Genomic DNA, 15,793 nt, shown 5'->3' on the forward strand with positions numbered 1-15,793 from the left:
AAGGGAGAGGATATGGCCGGCACTCCACAGGCCCCGGATACCGCCCGGGCGACCCCCTATGCTTGGTATGTCCTCTCGCTGTTGCTGATCGTCTATATCCTGAACTTCATCGATCGCCAGATTCTTGCGATCCTTGCCGACGATATCAAGCGCGACCTGGGACTGCGCGACCAGGATATCGGCTTCCTTTATGGCACGGCGTTCGGCGTCTTCTATGCGCTGTTCGGCATCCCGCTGGGGCGTCTGGCCGACAATTGGCACCGGGTGCGGCTGATGACGCTGGGGCTGGGGCTGTGGTCGACGATGACGGCGCTGTCGGGCTTTGCGCGCAGCGGCCTGGTGCTCGGCATCGCGCGGATGGGGGTTGGCGTGGGCGAGGCGAGCGCCGGGCCGGCCGCCTATTCGCTGATTTCGGACTGGTTCCCCCGGCGGCTGCGCGCCACCGCGCTCGCACTCTATTCGTCGGGCATCTATCTGGGCGGCGGCTTCTCGCTGTTCATCGGTGCGGTCATCGTCCAGCGCTGGAACCTGGCGTTTCCGGGTGGCGGCCCGCTCGGACTCGTTGGTTGGCAGGCCGCGTTTCTGGCGGTGGGGCTGCCCGGGCTGCTCGTCGCCGGCTGGCTGCTGACGCTGCGCGAGCCGCCCCGCGGCTTTTCGGAGGGGATCGTCACCCCCGTCCACCCCGCGCCATTCCGCGCATTTCTCGACGAACTGCTGACAATCATCCCGCCGCTGACCCTGATCGGGGCGGCGCGCACCGGCGGCGCCGCGCTGGCGCGCAACCTCGCAGTGGCGGCGGCGATCGCGGGCCTGGTCGTGCTGCTGGTCGCGGGCGCTGGCGAACCGATCGCGCAATGGGCGGCCGTCGGCACCGGTGCCTATGCGGTCTATAGCTGGGCGGCGGCGCTCAAACGGCGCGATCCGCCGACCTATGCGCTGATTCTTGGCTCGCCAGCCTTTTTGTGCGTCGTGCTCGCTTACGGTCTCAACACCTTCCTCGCCTATTCGATCGCGGCGTTCGGGCCGAGCTTCGTCCGCCGCGCATTCGACATTCCGCCCGAACAGTTGGGCGAGGTCGGCTTCTGGATCGGCGCCCCCGCCGCGCTTGCCGGCTTCCTCGGGGTGACGATCGCCGGGCGGGTGGCCGATGCGCTGCGTGCCCGCAGCCCAGTGGGGCGCCTTCACGTCATCCTGTTCGGCTGCCTCGCGCCGATCGTACCGATGGTGCTGGCCTTCACCGCAGCGACCCCGACCATCGCCTATGTGATGCTGCCGATCACCCAGTTCCTGATCTGCGGCGCGCTGGGCGCGGCGGCGGCGACGACGCAGGATCTGGTGCTGCCGCGGATGCGCGGCACCGCCACCGCCGCGTTCTTCATCGGCACGACGCTGATCGGCCTGTCGCTGGGACCGTATCTGGCCGGGCGGATCTCGACGATCACCGGCGATCTGGCGACCGGCGTGCTTTCGCTGCTCGCAACCGTTCCGGTGGCGCTGCTGGCGATCGCCGCCGCCTATCGGCTGCTGCCCGCGGCCGAGGCGAGCAAGCTCGACCGCGCCCGTGCCGTCGGGGAGACCGTGTAGCCGCCCCGGCGCACCTTCATGCCGCCTGGAACACTCCGCAGGCGATGCGCCCGCCGCTGTTGCCCGACGGATCGGTCTTGTAGTCATCCTCGCCGGCATGGACCACCAGTGCGGCACCATCGGCATCCATCAGCGTCGCGAAGGTGCCGCCGCTGAGCTTGAAGGTCAGGTGGCCCGCGCCCTGTTCATCAACATGCATGTTCGGCAGATCGCCGGCATGCGGCCCCATCGGATTGTCCTTGCCATGCTGCTGCGCGGTCGGGTTCCAATGGCCGCCGGCGCTGGTGAAGTCGGGCGCGACGCATTTGCCGACCGTGTGGACATGGACGCCGTGATCGCCCTCGCTCAGCCCGCGCACGTCGACGATCACGCGGATCGACCCGTCGATCTCCTCGGCGACGGCGGTGCCCACCGCCTTGCCCGCGGCGTCGCGCAGTTCGGCCTGGGCGCGATGGGGGTTCGCCATGTAGCGATCATTCTGCGCTCGCGTCGCGCAGCCGCCGAGCGTCAGTGCCGCCACCGCGAGCAGCGCGCCTGCCTGCCTTGCTTTCATCCCTCGCCTCCTTTGAGTCGTCCTGACGTCCTAATGGGCAATTCACCCGGCGGTTCCAAGTACAAAGCCCGGCGCCGCGCTCGCTTCGCCGCCGCCTGCCATCGCCCCGCCGATCCCCGCGCAGACGCGCTGCAAAACGGCCGGGCGCAATTTGAGTTTCGGTTCGTCGAATCGCACCACCGGCTCGCGCGTAATTTACCTTTTGTTAACGTTCGTTGCCGAGTTTTTACCGATCGGCCGTCCGCTGGCGGCCGCGTTCGCGTCTTGAGGTCTCTGAGCAATGTATCGGCTCGCCTTTGCGTCCATTGCCGGACTGATCCTCGCCGCCTGCACCACGAGCGCAGCGAGCGGCGTCGCCGAGCCGCCGGCGGTTGCCGAAGCCGTGCCCCCCGCACCGCCCCCGCCGCTGTGGCGACAGCGCATCGCCGATGACGACGTGCCTCGGCTCGATGCGCTGGCAAGCGCGTGGCGCGAGCTCTATGGCGCGCTCCGGGCGTCGACGCGCCGCACCCAGGGCGCGCTGCTCGACCCGGAGACACGCCAGCCGCACCCCGCTTTGCCCCCCGGCTCCTATCGCTGCCGCACCTATCATCTGCGCCCGGCCAGCCGCGGCCCGGCGACCGTTCAGGCGACGGCGCCGGCCTTTTGCTATATCTCCGCCGCCCCCGACGACAACGAGGCGGAGGATGCGCCGCTGGGCCTCGCCAAGCAGACCGGCAGCGATATCGTCGCCGGCTATGTCTTCCCCGACGGCCGTCGATCGGTGTTCCTCGGCGCGCGGCAGCGGCGCCCCGGCGACAACAGCGTCGGCTATGGCGAGACTCCCGATCGAGACGTCGTCGGCGTGGTCGAGCGGTTCGGTCCGTTCCGCTGGCGACTGGCCGTTCACGGCACCCGCGACGGCAGCATCGACGTGGTCGAACTGACGCCGATGCCGGTCGAGGTGCAGCCAAAGGGCTGATCGCGCGCCGTTCATCGGCCGGCAAGAAACCGTTGCCGCAGCGCAACACACGGCGCGAAAGCGGTGTTGCGGCGCAACCAGCGACGCGCCCGGGCATTCATCCCCCTGTTCCGTCCTGCCGGTCCCCCCGGCCCTTTCGACGGGACATGTGTTTGTTTGCGTACGAGGTATTCCCCAATGCGTTCCATTTTCGCTGTCGCGGCGCTGGCCGTCGCGCTCCCCTTCGCCATCCCCGCCGCCCAGGCGCAGGACAGCACCACCACCAGCGCCGACGCCCCCGATGGCACACGCGCATTCGGCGTCGAGCCCTATGTCGGCGTGATGGGCGGCTGGGAGCAGTTCGATCGCCAGCCGAACGCCGGCATCCCGGTCGAGCCGAACGGCTATCGCTATGACGGCTCGCTGGTGCAGGGCGTCGCCGGTGTCAACGTGCCGCTCGGCCCGGTATTCGTCGGCGCCGAGGGCAATGTCGTCAAGGGTGTCGATGGTGATATCGACTGGGAATATGGCGCGGCAGGTCGGTTCGGCGTGCGTGCGGGCGAGAGCGGCCTGATCTATGGCAAGGTTGGCTATCAGTGGGTCAATTTCGATCGGCTGGGCGATGACAGCCGCGACTATCACGCGATGACCTATGGCGTCGGCGTCGAGGTCGGCCCCAAGGACATCGGCCTGGGCGGCATCACCGGCAACAGCGGCGTGCGCCTGCGGCTCGAGATGAACACGTTCAACGATGCCAAGAGCTTCCGCCCGATGGCGGGCGTGATCGCGCACTTCTGATCGCGCGACCGCGATAGAACCCGATCGCAGCGAGGGCGGCGCACCGGACCACCGGGGCGCCGCCCTTTCGCTATCGCGCGCGCCCGGCGACCATCATCGCCGATTGACAGGGCTTGCCGAACAGCCCCGGCAGCGGCCACCGCCACGGCCCGCACCCCTTGCTCAGCCCGAAATAATCGGCCGGCGGCGGGGGCGCGGACCGGCGCCCGCCGCGCGCCGCTTGATCGCGGTCAATTCCCCCGCGCCGCCGGATGTGCGAAGGGCGCCACCATGCCCGTCCCGGACGATTCCCCCTATGCGCGGCTGGGCGGCGCCCCCGCGATCCGCGCGATCGTCGATCGCTTCTACGATCTGGTGGAAGGCGATCCGCGCTATGCCGATCTCCATGCGATGCACGCAGGCGATCTGAGCGGCGTGCGCCAATCGCTCGCCGGCTTTCTGATCGCCTGGACCGGCGGCCCGCGTGACTGGTTCGACATGCGGCCGGGCATGTGCATCATGTCCGCCCATCGCGCGATGCCGTTGACCGGGCGCACCGCCGCGCAATGGGCGCACGCCATGGACCGCGCGATCGCCGCCGATCCGGGGCTGGAGCCCGACGCCGCCCGCCATATGGCCGAAGCGCTCGCGCGGATGTGCCGGGCGATGGCGGTGCAGGCCGATACGATGCGCGGGCAGGCGGCGGCCGCAGCCGCATCCTGAATTCAGGGGCATCGCTCTTCCCGCCTGCGCCCGCGATCTGATCCGTTTCGGACGCAATCGCCCCCGAAACGGAGCCCGCCCGCGCTAGAAGGGCGCGGTGTCCAGCGCGCCCACCCCGCCGATCGATCATGTCTGCGAACGTTGCGGCTGCAACGGCGTGACCCGCGACGCCTGGGCCGAATGGGACGTGACGACGCAGCGCTGGTTGCTCGGCGAAATCTTCGACTATTCCTTTTGCCACCAATGCCACCGCGAAACCCGGCTGCTGGCCGTGCCGCTCGGCAGCGGGCGGCGGGGGGAATAGGGGCGGCGGGAAGCCGTGGTCCACGGCCGGTGCCCGGCGATGCCGGCTTGGCATGAACCGACGAGACGGTGGTGCAGCTGGTCGAGCTGGAGGACGGCGCGCGCGCCTTCACCATCGCGCGCTGCGTGCATCCGCATGGGGGTGCGCCCGGCGGCGTGCGCCCGCGCTTCGTGATCGCGCTGGGCCTGCCGGCGGCGGAGGCGGGGACGCTGGCGGCGGCGCGCGGGGTGGACCTGGCCGGCCGCGCCGCGCCGATCGGGCTGGGGTGCCGGGCGTGTACGCGCGTCGCCTGCCCGCAGCGCTCGGCGGCGCCTGCGGGGCGCGCGGCGGCGGGGAGCGAGCGGGAGCGCGGGGTTACGGCGTTTGGGTTTGCGGGGGAGGGTTAGTTGAAGTTTGCGCCGTTCTCGCCGAAGGCTCTATTCCGTTAGCGTTTGATTCACGGGGGTAAGGCGCAATGGACGGCTGGAAAGACATCGGTACTGTGGCTGTCGCGGTGGCTGTCATAGTCGTCAGTTTAAGTGTCGTCTTTTCACTTTGTCTGGTTGCGTTTGCCGGTTTGAGGGTCGAGGCCGGGAATCGGAAGTGGCTAAATATTAAGTTCTTCAAAGATGCGCCGGCGGAACGTTCAAATTTAGCGCAAACGTCTCTCGTTCCGGCAATTGGTGCTCCCACAGAGGGCGCTAGCGAGGGGTCAAATCAAATTGGCCCAGAGGATTTGGAGGGGGGCGTCATATCTGAAGCCCTTGCTTCATCATCAGGGGGTAAGCCGGGTGATGAAGATAATGGCTTCATGGCATTCATAACTGCCAATAGCTTAGATGAGTTAGATGCTGCTTTCGCGGCTACGAAAGGTAATTTCGACTCGGATTCCGTAGAGTTTTGGACGACTGAATATATAAGGCGTCGAACTGATCTTGGTGCGCCAAATGCGCAAGGATGTATGAAGGATCTTGCTCAGCAAAATCCTGAATGGGCAATGCCATTTGCCGTCTTGATGCAATGGGCAGTCGAATCGCATGATATGGAGGCAGCGAAAGCATACTTGTCCGATGGGTTGTCTCGATCGAGATCTCCGCAGTTTGGGCATGTGCTTAGTGAGGGTATCAAACTAAATTACGCTTCTGGCGGAAGGGATGCGGCCCTATCATTTATCTATCCTTGGCTGAGTTCAAATGTTTCTGATGATATAAAGGCAGGTATGTTTCATACCTTAGCAGATTGTTTGAAGCATTCAGGCAACGAAGATGGCTATCAGGTGTCGAAGGAGTTGGCGTGCTTGCTTAACAAGTCTATGCGCTATGGGCACTTCGATATCGCTTATAGTTATAGCAATGCACGAGGGCGTTGGGCTGCTGCGATTCATCACTATAAGAAGGCCCAAAGTTTTGGTGACAATCCAGGACTATCGAAAAACAACTTGGCTGTCTTGATTTACCCCTACGATAAAGCAGCGGCAATAATGCTTTACGAACGGGCGATTGAGGAGGGGGACAAGCTTGCGCGGGCTAATTTGGCTCAGCGTTTGGCGCAGGATGGTTATGCAGGCTTGGCGCTTAAGATGCTGGACGGTGCGGCTGATCAAATCGGATATGAGGAGAATTTCACTTCGGCTAGGCAACTGGCCTTGTCATCTATTCGTAGTTCTGAAGATAAAATGCAGAAACTTATGTCGTCTGCGAAAGAGAATTTCGCAAAATATCAGGCGTCAGTATCAGCATATCTTCGTAACTTGGCAAGGAGTGGGATTCGTAGTTCTACCGGGAATTATGTCTCTACAGACCGAAAATACCACATCAAAATAGAAGATGGTTTTGCTGTGTGTAGGATAATCAAAAATTCATCATTATTGGAAGGTAAACTTTTTTATCAGGGTACGTGCTACTCCGGTTTGCTAACTTATGTTGGTCAAAGCATCATCGGCTCCGAGAATTTCAGAGTTATGGCAATTGATGAAGGCCGAGATATGATTCGGATGTTTGAATGGCCCAATTTCCCTGATCAACTTGATACGGGAGTGGTCGAGCTGAGGTATACCGATGAAGAGCCGAATTTTGATGAATTTCGTCCGGTCATAGAGTTGGCAAATCTCAACGCCCTCATGCTTCGAAGCACTCCCGGTTAATGGACGCTACCCCTCCACCCCCAACTGCCAAAGCACGAACGCCATCTCGTCGGCATATTCGCGCAGGCTCTCCCAGCGCCCGGACTTGCCGCCATGGCCGGCGCCCATATTGGTCTTGAGCAGCAGGATGTTGTCGTCGGTCTTGGTCGCGCGCAGGCGGGCGGCCCATTTGGCGGGCTCCCAATAGGTCACGCGCGGGTCGTTGAGGCCGCCCGAGATCAGCATCGGCGGATACCCTTGCGCCCGCACATTGTCGTACGGGCTGTAGCTGCGGATCAGTTCGAACGCCGCCTTGTCCTCGATCGGGTTGCCCCATTCGGGCCACTCGCCGGGGGTGAGCGGCAGGCTCTCGTCGAGCATGGTGTTGAGCACGTCGACGAACGGCACATCGGCGATCACCGCGCCCCATAGTTCGGGGTCGGAATTGACCACCGCGCCCATCAGCTCGCCGCCCGCCGACCGGCCGGCGATGGCGATCCGCCCCGGCGCGGTATAGCCGAGCGCGATCAGCCCCTTCGCCACGTCGACGAAATCGTGGAAGCTGTTGGTGCGCTTCTCCAGCTTGCCCTCGTGATACCAGTGCTGGCCGAGATCGTCGCCGCCGCGGATATGGGCGATGGCGAAGGCCATGCCGCGATCGAGGAACGACATGCGGCTTGTCGAGAAGCCCGGCGGGATGGCGTGGCCATAGGCGCCGTACGCATAGAGATAGAGCTTGCCGGTGCCGTCGCGCGGGAAGTCCTTGGGGTAGACGATCGAGACGGGGACGGCGGTGCCGTCGCGCGCGGTGATGGTCAGGCGCTCGGTGCGGTATTTGCTGCCGTCATAGCCGCTGGGGATTTCCTGGACCTTCAGCGTCTCAAGCGCGCCGGTGTCGACGTCGTAATCCTGCACGGTGCCGGGGGTGACCATCGATTCATAGCCGAGCCGGAGCTTGGTGACGGCATATTCGGGGTTGTCGCCCAGGCCCGCGACATAGCTCGCCTCGGGGAAGGTGAGGCGTGTCGGGGGGACGCTGGCGTCGTAGCGGTGCAGCTCGATCTGGTCGAGCCCGTCCTCGCGGCCCTCGACGATGAAGAAATCGGCGAAGCAGGTGACGCCGGTCATGTAGAAATGGCGCGAGGGGGCGATGCGCTCGGTCCATTCGCCGGGCGCCGCGATCGGCGCGGTGACGAGGCGCCAGTTGGTGTCGGTATCGTTGGTGTGGATGAACAACGTTCCGTCATGCTCGTCCACATCATATTCGCGGCCCGGCTTGCGCGGGGCGACGCAGATCGGCTTGGCGGCGGGGTTGTCGGCAGGGAGCAGCCAGACCTCGCTGGTCACATGGTCGCCGGTGGCGATGGTCAGCCATTTGCGCGACTGGGTCTCGCCGACGGCGACGCGGTAGCCTTCGTCGGCCTCGCGGAACAGCTCCACGTCGTTCTCGACCGGCTCGCCCAGCTTGTGCCAGCGGGCATTGTCGGTGCGCCAGTTCTCGTTGGCGAGGCCGTAGAGAAAGCCCTTGGAATCCGCGGTCCACACGATCTCGGAGAGCATGCCGGAGATGGTGTCGGGGAGGAGTTCGCCGGTGGCGAGATCCTTGACCCGGACTTCGAACCGCTCCGAGCCGTTGTCGTCATAGGCATAGGCGAGCAGCCGGCCGTCGGGGCTGACCGAGATCTCGCCGAGGCGGAAATATTCCTTGCCGGCGGCGAGCGGGGTCTCGTCGAGGATCAGCTGGTCCTCGCCGCCCGCGACGGGCTTGCGCCACCAGCGGGCATATTCGGCGCCGACCTCGTGGTCGGTCCAGTAGAGCCAGTCGCCGTCCTTCTGGGGGACGCTGGCCTCGTCTTCCTTGATGCGGCCGCGCATCTCCTGGAACAGCGTCTCGGCGAGCGGCTTGTGGGGCGCCATGATCGCGTCGAAATAGGCGTTCTCTTCTTCCAGATAGGCGAGCACGTCCTTGTCCGTCACCTCCGGATAGCCGGGGTCGCGCAGCCAGGCCCAGGGGTCTTCGATGGTGATGCCGTGGCGGGTGAAGCTGTGCGGGCGGGTGGCGGCGACGGGCGGCTTGGGCGTTTCGGTCATGGAGCCGTTGTAGGAAGCCGCTCGCCGTTCGTCATCCCCGTCGCGCAAGCCGGCTGCGCCGCGCATCGCTGCGCAGCTTGCCCGGCAGCCAGCGCGCCGCGAACCACAGCCGCCGCGCGGTCGCGCCGACGCGGGTGTGCAGCGCTTGCCCGTGCACCGCAGCCCAGGCCGCCTCGGCCACGGCGGCGACGGGCGTGATCTCCAGCCCCGCCGCGCGCACCGATTCGCGGATCAGCCGATTGCTACCGGGCGTTGCCTGATCGAGCAGCGGCGTATCGATGAAGCTGGGCATCAGCGTGCGGACCTTGATGCCCGCCCCCGCCCATTCGCCGTCGAGCGCCTCGGCCAGCCCGCGCACCGCGAACTTGGTCGCCGAATAGATCGCGGCCCCGGCAGTGCCATAGATGCCCGCCGCCGAGCTGGTGATGAGCATCGCCGAACCGGGCGTGGCGGCGAGCAGCGGAAAGCCCGCCTGCGCACCGTGGACCACGCCCATGAAGTTGATCGCGTTGCAGCGTTCGAGTTCAACCGGATCGGCGGCGGCGAACTCGCCGCTCACCGCGACCCCGGCATTGTTGAACAGCACGTCCATCCGCCCGCCCGAGGCCGCGGCGAAATCGGCGAGCGCCTGCGTCCATTGCCCAGTGTCGCGCACGTCGAGCGCATGCGTCGTCGCCATCCCCTCGGGCAGCAGCGCCCGGCTCGCCTCCAGCCCCGCCGCGTCGATATCGGCAAGCCCCACCCGCCAGCCGCGTGCGGCGAACAGCTGCGCCACCGCCCGGCCGATTCCCGATGCGCCGCCGGTAATGAAGATCGCCTGTGCCGACATCGCTCGCCCCTCTCCTCCTGGCCAATGCTTTGACCTTCCGGGCAGCATCCCGCACAACGGCGGGCGATGCCAGAACAATTGCGCAGCGTCGCCTTTGAAGCGGTCGGCAAAACCTATGCCCGCGGGGTCCGGGGGGTCGACGGCGTCTCGCTGACGATCGACGGCGGCAGCTTCGTCGCGCTGGTCGGCACGTCGGGATCGGGCAAGTCGACCCTGCTCAAGATGGTCAACCGGCTGGTCGAGCCGAGCGAAGGGCGCGTGCTGATCGACGGCGTGCCGGTCGATGCCGAGCCGTCGCATCTGCTGCGCCGCCGGATCGGCTATGTGTTCCAGAATGTCGGGCTGTTCCCGCATCTGACGGTGGGGGAGAATATCGCGATTGGGCTGCGGCTCGCCGGCGTGCGCGACCGTGCGGAGCGCGTCGCCGAATTGCTCCGGCTGGTCGATCTGCCGGAGGACATGGCGGCGCGGATGCCCGATGCGCTGTCGGGCGGCCAGCGCCAGCGCATCGGCGTGGCCCGTGCGCTGGCGACGCGCCCGCGTCTGCTGCTGATGGACGAGCCGTTCGGCGCGCTCGATCCTGTGACGCGCGACACGCTGGGCCGGGCGATCCGCCATCTGCACGAAACGATGGGGCTGACGACGATTCTCGTCACGCACGACATGGCGGAGGCGCTGCTGCTTGCCGATCGCATCCTGGTGATGGCCGATGGCCGCATCGCCGGCGACGCCAGCCCGCGCGATCTCCTCGCCGGCAAGGGCGGCGCGGCGGCCGACGCGCTGGTCGCGGTGCCGCGCGAACAGGCGCACCGGCTGGCGGCGCTCGAGTCATGAGCGGCGCGCTGGCCCGCGTGCCGGAACTGCTGGCGCAGCACCTGTTGCTCGCGCTTGCCGCGCTGCTGCTCGGCATTGCGATCAGCCTGCCGCTCGCGATCCTCTCTTCGCGCAGCCGTCCGGTGGCGCGCGTCGCGCTCGGCTTTGCCAGCCTGATCCAGACGATCCCCAGCCTTGCGCTGCTCGCGCTGTTCTATCCGCTGCTGCTGTGGCTGTCGGGGCTGGTCGGCGGCGGCATTCCCGCGCTCGGCTTCCTGCCCTCGCTGCTCGCGCTCACCCTTTATGCGCTTCTGCCGATCCTGCGCAACGCGGTGACCGGGTTCACCACGCTCGATCCCGCCGTGATCGAGGCCGCGAACGGCGTCGGCATGACCGCGCGGCAGCGGCTGTGGCTGGTGGAGGCGCCGCTGGTCGCGCCGATGGTGATGGCCGGCATCCGCACCGCCGCCGTGTGGACGATCGGCGCGGCGACGCTGTCCACAACGGTCGGCCAGCCGAGCCTCGGCGACCTGATCTTCGCGGGCCTCCAGACGCAGAACTGGACGCTGGTGCTTGCCGGCTGTATCGCTGCGGCGGCGCTGGCGCTGGCGGTCGACGGTCTGCTGGGGCTTGCCGAATTCGGCATCGCCCGACGGCAGCGCTGGCTCGCCTGGACCAGCCTGGCCCTGCTCGCCGCCGGCGCGCTGGTGGCGCTGGCGCCCGCCTGGCCGGCGCCGCGCGGCACGGTGACGGTGGGCGCCAAGGGTTTTTCGGAGCAATATATCCTCGCCCGGCTGATCGGGAACCGGCTGAACGCCGCCGGCTATGCCGTCCGCTACCGGGAGGGACTGGGGTCGGCGGTGGCGTTCGGCGCGCTCGCCGCGAACGAGATCGACGTCTATGTCGATTATTCGGGGACGATCTGGACCAATCAGATGCAGCGGACCGACGTGCCGCCGCGCGACGCGATCGTGCGCGGCGTCGGCGAATGGGCAGAGGCGACGCATGGCGTGACGCTGCTGGGCGCGCTGGGCTTCGAAAACGCCTATGCCTTTGCGATGCGCGGGGACGATGCGCGGCGGCGCGGCATTGCCAGCCTCGACGATCTCGCGCGGGTCGCGCCGCAGCTCAGGCTCGCCACCGATGTCGAGTTTCTGGAGCGCCCCGAATGGCGTGCGGTGCGCGATGCCTATGGCCTGCGCTTCGCATCGATGCGGCCCTATCAGCCGACCTTCATGTACCGCGCACTGGCGAGCGGCGCCGCCGACGTGATTCCCGCCTTCTCCTCCGACGGGCGGATTGCTGCGCAGCATCTGGCCGTGCTGCGCGACCCGAAAGGCGCGATTCCGGGCTATGACGCGATCCTGCTGCTCGCGCCGCGCCGTGCCGGCGATGTGCGCTTCCAGGCGGCGCTGCGTCCGCTGGTCGGTGCGATTTCGGTCGAAAAGATGCGCGAAGCCAATTACATGGTGGATCGCGACGAGAACAAGCAGAGCCCCGATGCCGCCGCCCGCTGGCTGGCGCATGGACTTGGGCAGTGAGTTTGGGATAACGCTAACACAAACCTGTTCTGGGAGAGATGCGATGCACGCCGGGCTCAAGCTGTTACTTGCCACCACGATTCTAGCCGCCGCGCCGGCGATGGCGCAGCAGGCACCGACAACGCTGTCCACGACGGCACACCCCGACAAATGGCCCGCCGCCAAAAGCCCCGGCCTGATCGACCCGGCGACCGAGAAATTCGTCACCGACCTGATGGCGAAGATGACGCTGGAGGAAAAGGTCGGCCAGATGATCCAGGCCGATATCGGCAGCATCAAGCCCGAGGATCTGGCGACCTATCCGCTCGGTTCGATCCTGGCAGGCGGCAGCTCGCCGCCGATCGGTGCGCCCGATCGGTCCCCGCGCGGCCCGTGGCTGGCAACGGCGCAGGCGTTCCAGAAGGCAGCGCTCGCCCGCAAGGTCGGCCACACGCCGATCCCGATCATGTTCGGCATCGATGCCGTCCACGGCAATTCGAACATCGTCGGCGCCACGCTGTTCCCGCACAATGTGGGCCTGGGCGCGATGCGCGATCCGGCGCTGATGGAAAAGATCGGCCGCGCCACCGCCGAGGAAACCGCCGCTGTCGGCATGGACTGGGCGTTCGGGCCGACGCTGGCCGTGCCGCAGGACGAACGCTGGGGCCGCGCCTATGAGGGCTATTCGGAGGATCCCGATGTCGTGCGCAGCTATGCCGGCGCGATGATCCGCGGGCTTCAGGGCGCGCCGGGGCTGAAGGATCGGCTGCAAAAGGGCTATGTCGCGGCGTCGCCCAAGCATTTCCTGGGCGATGGCGGCACCGCCGGCGGGCAGGACCAGGGCGATACCCGCGTGTCCGAGGACGAACTGATCCGCATCCACAATGCGGGCTATCCGAACGCGATCAACGCTGGCGCGCTGACCGTGATGGCATCGTTCAGCAGCTGGAACGGCGCCAAGATGCACGGCAACAAGTCGCTGCTCACCGATGTGCTGAAGGGGCGGATGGGCTTTGACGGCTTCATCGTCGGCGATTGGAACGGCCATGCCCAGATTCCAGGCTGCACCGCCACCGATTGCGCCGCGACGTTCAACGCCGGGCTCGACATGGCGATGGCGCCGGATAGCTGGAAGGGGCTGTATGAATCGACGATCGCGCATGTGAAGGACGGCACGATCCCGATGGCGCGGCTCGACGATGCCGTGCGCCGCATCCTGCGCGTCAAGGTGAAGCTCGGCCTGTTCAACCCCGCCCGCCCCTATGAGGCGAAGCCGGAGATGATCGGCCTGCCTGCGCACCGCGCGATCGCGCGCGAGGCGGTGAACAAGTCGCTGGTGCTGCTCAAGAATGACGGCGTGCTGCCGGTGAAGGCGAGCGCGAACGTGCTCGTCGCCGGGCCGGGCGCCGATTCGATGGCGATGCAGTCGGGCGGCTGGACGCTCAGCTGGCAGGGCGATGGCAACAGCAACGACATGTTCCCCAATGGCGAGACAATCTTCGCGGGGATCAAGCAGGCAGTGACGGCCGGCGGCGGCACCGCGACGCTCTCGCCCGACGGCAGCTTCACCGACAAGCCCGATGTCGCGTTCGTCGTGTTCGGCGAGGAGCCCTATGCCGAGATGCGCGGTGACGTGCGCACGCTGGAATTCCAGCCCGGCGACAAGCAGGCGCTGGCGACGCTCAAGAAGCTCAAGGCCGCAGGCATCCCGGTGGTCTCGGTGTTCCTTTCCGGCCGCCCGCTCTGGGTGAACCCCGAACTCAACGCATCCGATGCGTTCGTCGCGGCCTGGCTGCCTGGCAGCGAGGGCGCGGGCGTGGCCGATCTGCTGATCGGCGACAAGGCGGGCAAGCCGCGCCGCGACTTCACCGGCAAACTCTCCTTTAGCTGGCCGAAGACGGCGGGCCAGTTCACGCTCAACCGCGGCGAGCCGGGCTATGACCCGCTGTTCGCATTCGGCTATGGCCTCAGCTATGCCCAGCCGGGCGAGGTGCCAGCGCTAAGCGAAGTCGCGGGCGTCGATGCGTCGCTCGCCAATACCAGCGTGTTCTTCGCCAAGGGCGTGGTGCCAGCGCCCTTCTCGTTCGCAACCGACAGCGGCATCGCCCGCAAGCCGGTCGACGGCCCGGCGACGCAGGAAGGCGCGCAGCAGCTGACCTGGCCGGCCGGTCCGGCAACGCTGCGGATCGGCGGCAGCGATCTCGACCTGAGCCGCGAGACGAACGGCGATCTGTCGCTGCGCATCGTCTACCGCGTCGACACCGCGCCCAAGGGCCCGGTGAAGCTTTCGATGGACGGCGGCACGCCCGGCGGCGGCATCGATGCGACCAGCCTGTTCACCGGCAAGAGCGGGTGGCAGACGGTGAACGTGCTGCTCAAATGCTATCAGAGCCACGGCGTCGATATGACCAAGGTGACCGCCCCGGTGGTGATCGAGGCGACCGGGCCGTTCGCGGTCTCGATCGCCGATGCGCGGATCGTGTCCGATCCGAACAACTCGGTCTGCCCCGGCCAGTGAGCGACGACGCCGTCCGCACGATCACGCTCGCGCGCGGCCCGCTCCGCGCCGAGCTGCTGACCCTCGGCGCGTCGCTCCGGCGGCTCGACGTGCCGGGGCGTGACGGCACGAGCGCGAATGTCGTGCTCGGCTATGCCGATCTCGACGCCTATCGCACCGCCCCGCGCTATTATGGCGCGGTGGCGGGGCGCTATGCCAATCGCATCGGCGGCGCGGCGTTCACGCTCGACGGCGAGCGCTATCGGATCGCCGCCAACGAAGGCGCGAACAGCCTTCATTCGGGGCCGGTCGGCTTCGACCAGCTGGTGTGGGCGGTCGAAGCGCAAGGCGAAGCGGACGTCACCTTCCGGCTCGACAGCCCCGATGGCTGGAACGGCTTTCCCGGCGCGCTCACCGTGCGGGCGCATTATGCGCTGGCGGCGGACGGGATGGCGATCGCGCTCACCGCCACCACCGACCGGCCGACCATCGTCAACCTGACCAACCATGCCTATTTCAACCTGGCGGGCGAGACGAGCGGCACGACGATCCTCGACCATTGGTTGCAGATCGCGGCCGATGCGATCACGCCGGTCGACGCCGCGATGATCCCCAGCGGCGCATTGGCGCCGGTCGCCGACACCCCGTTCGATTTCCGCCGCCCGAAGCCGATCGGCCGCGACATCGCCGTCGACGACGCCCAACTGCGCCTCGGCCAGGGCTATGACCATAACTTCGTGGTCGGCGACGCGAGCGGCCCGCAGCGGCGCGTGGCGACGCTCTACGATCCCGCATCGGGCCGCGTGGTCGACCTGCATTCGACCGAGCCGGGGCTGCAATTCTATTCGGGCAACCATCTGGCGGGCGGCGCACCCGGCACCGGCGGCGGCACCTATCCCGCGCGCGGCGGCCTCTGCCTCGAACCGCAGAAATTCCCCGACAGCCCCAACCAGCCGGCCTTTCCCTCGGCGAGGCTCGATCCGGGCGACACCTATCGCCACGACATCCTGTTCCGTTTCCGGGTGGCGGACAGCCCCGAGGCGGCGTTCGGCGGCTAGGGT

General features: G+C 66.9%; 14 protein-coding genes. 11 read left to right on the forward strand and 3 right to left on the reverse strand.

The features are described from left to right. The first annotated feature begins 12 nt into the window (after positions 1–12). Complete coding sequence (locus tag ACX40Y_RS01305) at positions 13–1,584, forward strand: spinster family MFS transporter (RefSeq protein WP_459117723.1); 1,572 nt, start codon at positions 13–15, stop codon at positions 1,582–1,584. Between the two features lie 16 nt (positions 1,585–1,600). Here ACX40Y_RS01305 and ACX40Y_RS01310 read toward each other — a convergent pair whose 3' ends face one another. Beyond that, a complete protein-coding gene (locus tag ACX40Y_RS01310; RefSeq protein WP_459117724.1) occupies positions 1,601–2,137 on the reverse strand; it encodes a superoxide dismutase family protein in 537 nt (178 codons plus the stop codon). A 280-nt stretch (positions 2,138–2,417) separates the two neighbouring features. Here ACX40Y_RS01310 and ACX40Y_RS01315 point away from each other — a divergent pair, with 280 nt between their 5' ends. The 6 genes from ACX40Y_RS01315 to ACX40Y_RS01340 all read left to right on the forward strand — a co-directional run bounded on the left by ACX40Y_RS01315 (position 2,418) and on the right by ACX40Y_RS01340 (position 7,003). Further along, positions 2,418–3,098 (forward strand): DUF4893 domain-containing protein, encoded by a 681-nt coding sequence (locus ACX40Y_RS01315; protein WP_459117725.1) that lies wholly within the window; start codon positions 2,418–2,420, stop codon positions 3,096–3,098. Positions 3,099–3,275: 177 nt separating this feature from the next. Continuing rightward, entirely contained in the window at positions 3,276–3,875 is a 600-nt protein-coding gene (locus ACX40Y_RS01320) for an opacity protein (protein ID WP_459117726.1), read from the forward strand. Positions 3,876–4,145: 270 nt separating this feature from the next. Then, entirely contained in the window at positions 4,146–4,577 is a 432-nt protein-coding gene (locus ACX40Y_RS01325; RefSeq protein ID WP_459117727.1) for a globin domain-containing protein, read from the forward strand. A gap of 97 nt (positions 4,578–4,674) precedes the next feature. Beyond that, on the forward strand, positions 4,675–4,881 hold the full coding sequence (locus ACX40Y_RS01330; protein WP_459117728.1) for a hypothetical protein: 207 nt from the start codon (positions 4,675–4,677) through the stop codon (positions 4,879–4,881). A gap of 71 nt (positions 4,882–4,952) precedes the next feature. Further along, positions 4,953–5,267, forward strand: coding sequence for a short-chain fatty acyl-CoA regulator family protein (locus ACX40Y_RS01335; RefSeq protein WP_459117729.1), 315 nt, complete (start codon positions 4,953–4,955; stop codon positions 5,265–5,267). Positions 5,268–5,335: 68 nt separating this feature from the next. Then, positions 5,336–7,003, forward strand: coding sequence for a hypothetical protein (locus ACX40Y_RS01340; protein WP_459117730.1), 1,668 nt, complete (start codon positions 5,336–5,338; stop codon positions 7,001–7,003). 6 nt (positions 7,004–7,009) lie between these two features. Here ACX40Y_RS01340 and ACX40Y_RS01345 read toward each other — a convergent pair whose 3' ends face one another. Further along, positions 7,010–9,073, reverse strand: a complete 2,064-nt coding sequence (locus ACX40Y_RS01345; protein ID WP_459117731.1) for a S9 family peptidase — start codon at positions 9,071–9,073, stop codon at positions 7,010–7,012. Between the two features lie 31 nt (positions 9,074–9,104). Beyond that, the gene (locus ACX40Y_RS01350; protein WP_459117732.1) at positions 9,105–9,902 is read right to left on the reverse strand and encodes an SDR family oxidoreductase; all 798 of its coding nucleotides are present in this window, start codon (positions 9,900–9,902) and stop codon (positions 9,105–9,107) included. Between the two features lie 66 nt (positions 9,903–9,968). On the opposite strand from ACX40Y_RS01350, the gene ACX40Y_RS01355 reads away from it, so the two are divergent. The 4 genes from ACX40Y_RS01355 to ACX40Y_RS01370 are packed head-to-tail and all read left to right on the forward strand — an operon-like array spanning position 9,969 to position 15,790. After that, the gene (locus ACX40Y_RS01355) at positions 9,969–10,736 is read left to right on the forward strand and encodes an ATP-binding cassette domain-containing protein (protein ID WP_459117733.1); all 768 of its coding nucleotides are present in this window, start codon (positions 9,969–9,971) and stop codon (positions 10,734–10,736) included. Further along, positions 10,733–12,256, forward strand: a complete 1,524-nt coding sequence (locus ACX40Y_RS01360) for an ABC transporter permease/substrate-binding protein (RefSeq protein ID WP_459117734.1) — start codon at positions 10,733–10,735, stop codon at positions 12,254–12,256. The genes ACX40Y_RS01355 and ACX40Y_RS01360 overlap by 4 nt, the downstream gene beginning before the upstream one ends. 43 nt (positions 12,257–12,299) lie before the next feature. Continuing rightward, positions 12,300–14,753, forward strand: a complete 2,454-nt coding sequence (locus ACX40Y_RS01365) for a glycoside hydrolase family 3 protein (RefSeq protein WP_459117735.1) — start codon at positions 12,300–12,302, stop codon at positions 14,751–14,753. Beyond that, complete coding sequence (locus ACX40Y_RS01370) at positions 14,750–15,790, forward strand: aldose epimerase family protein (protein WP_459117736.1); 1,041 nt, start codon at positions 14,750–14,752, stop codon at positions 15,788–15,790. Before ACX40Y_RS01365 ends, ACX40Y_RS01370 begins: the two co-directional genes overlap by 4 nt. The last annotated feature ends 3 nt before the right edge of the window (positions 15,791–15,793 follow it).

Source organism: Sphingomonas sp. RS6 (assembly GCF_054489705.1).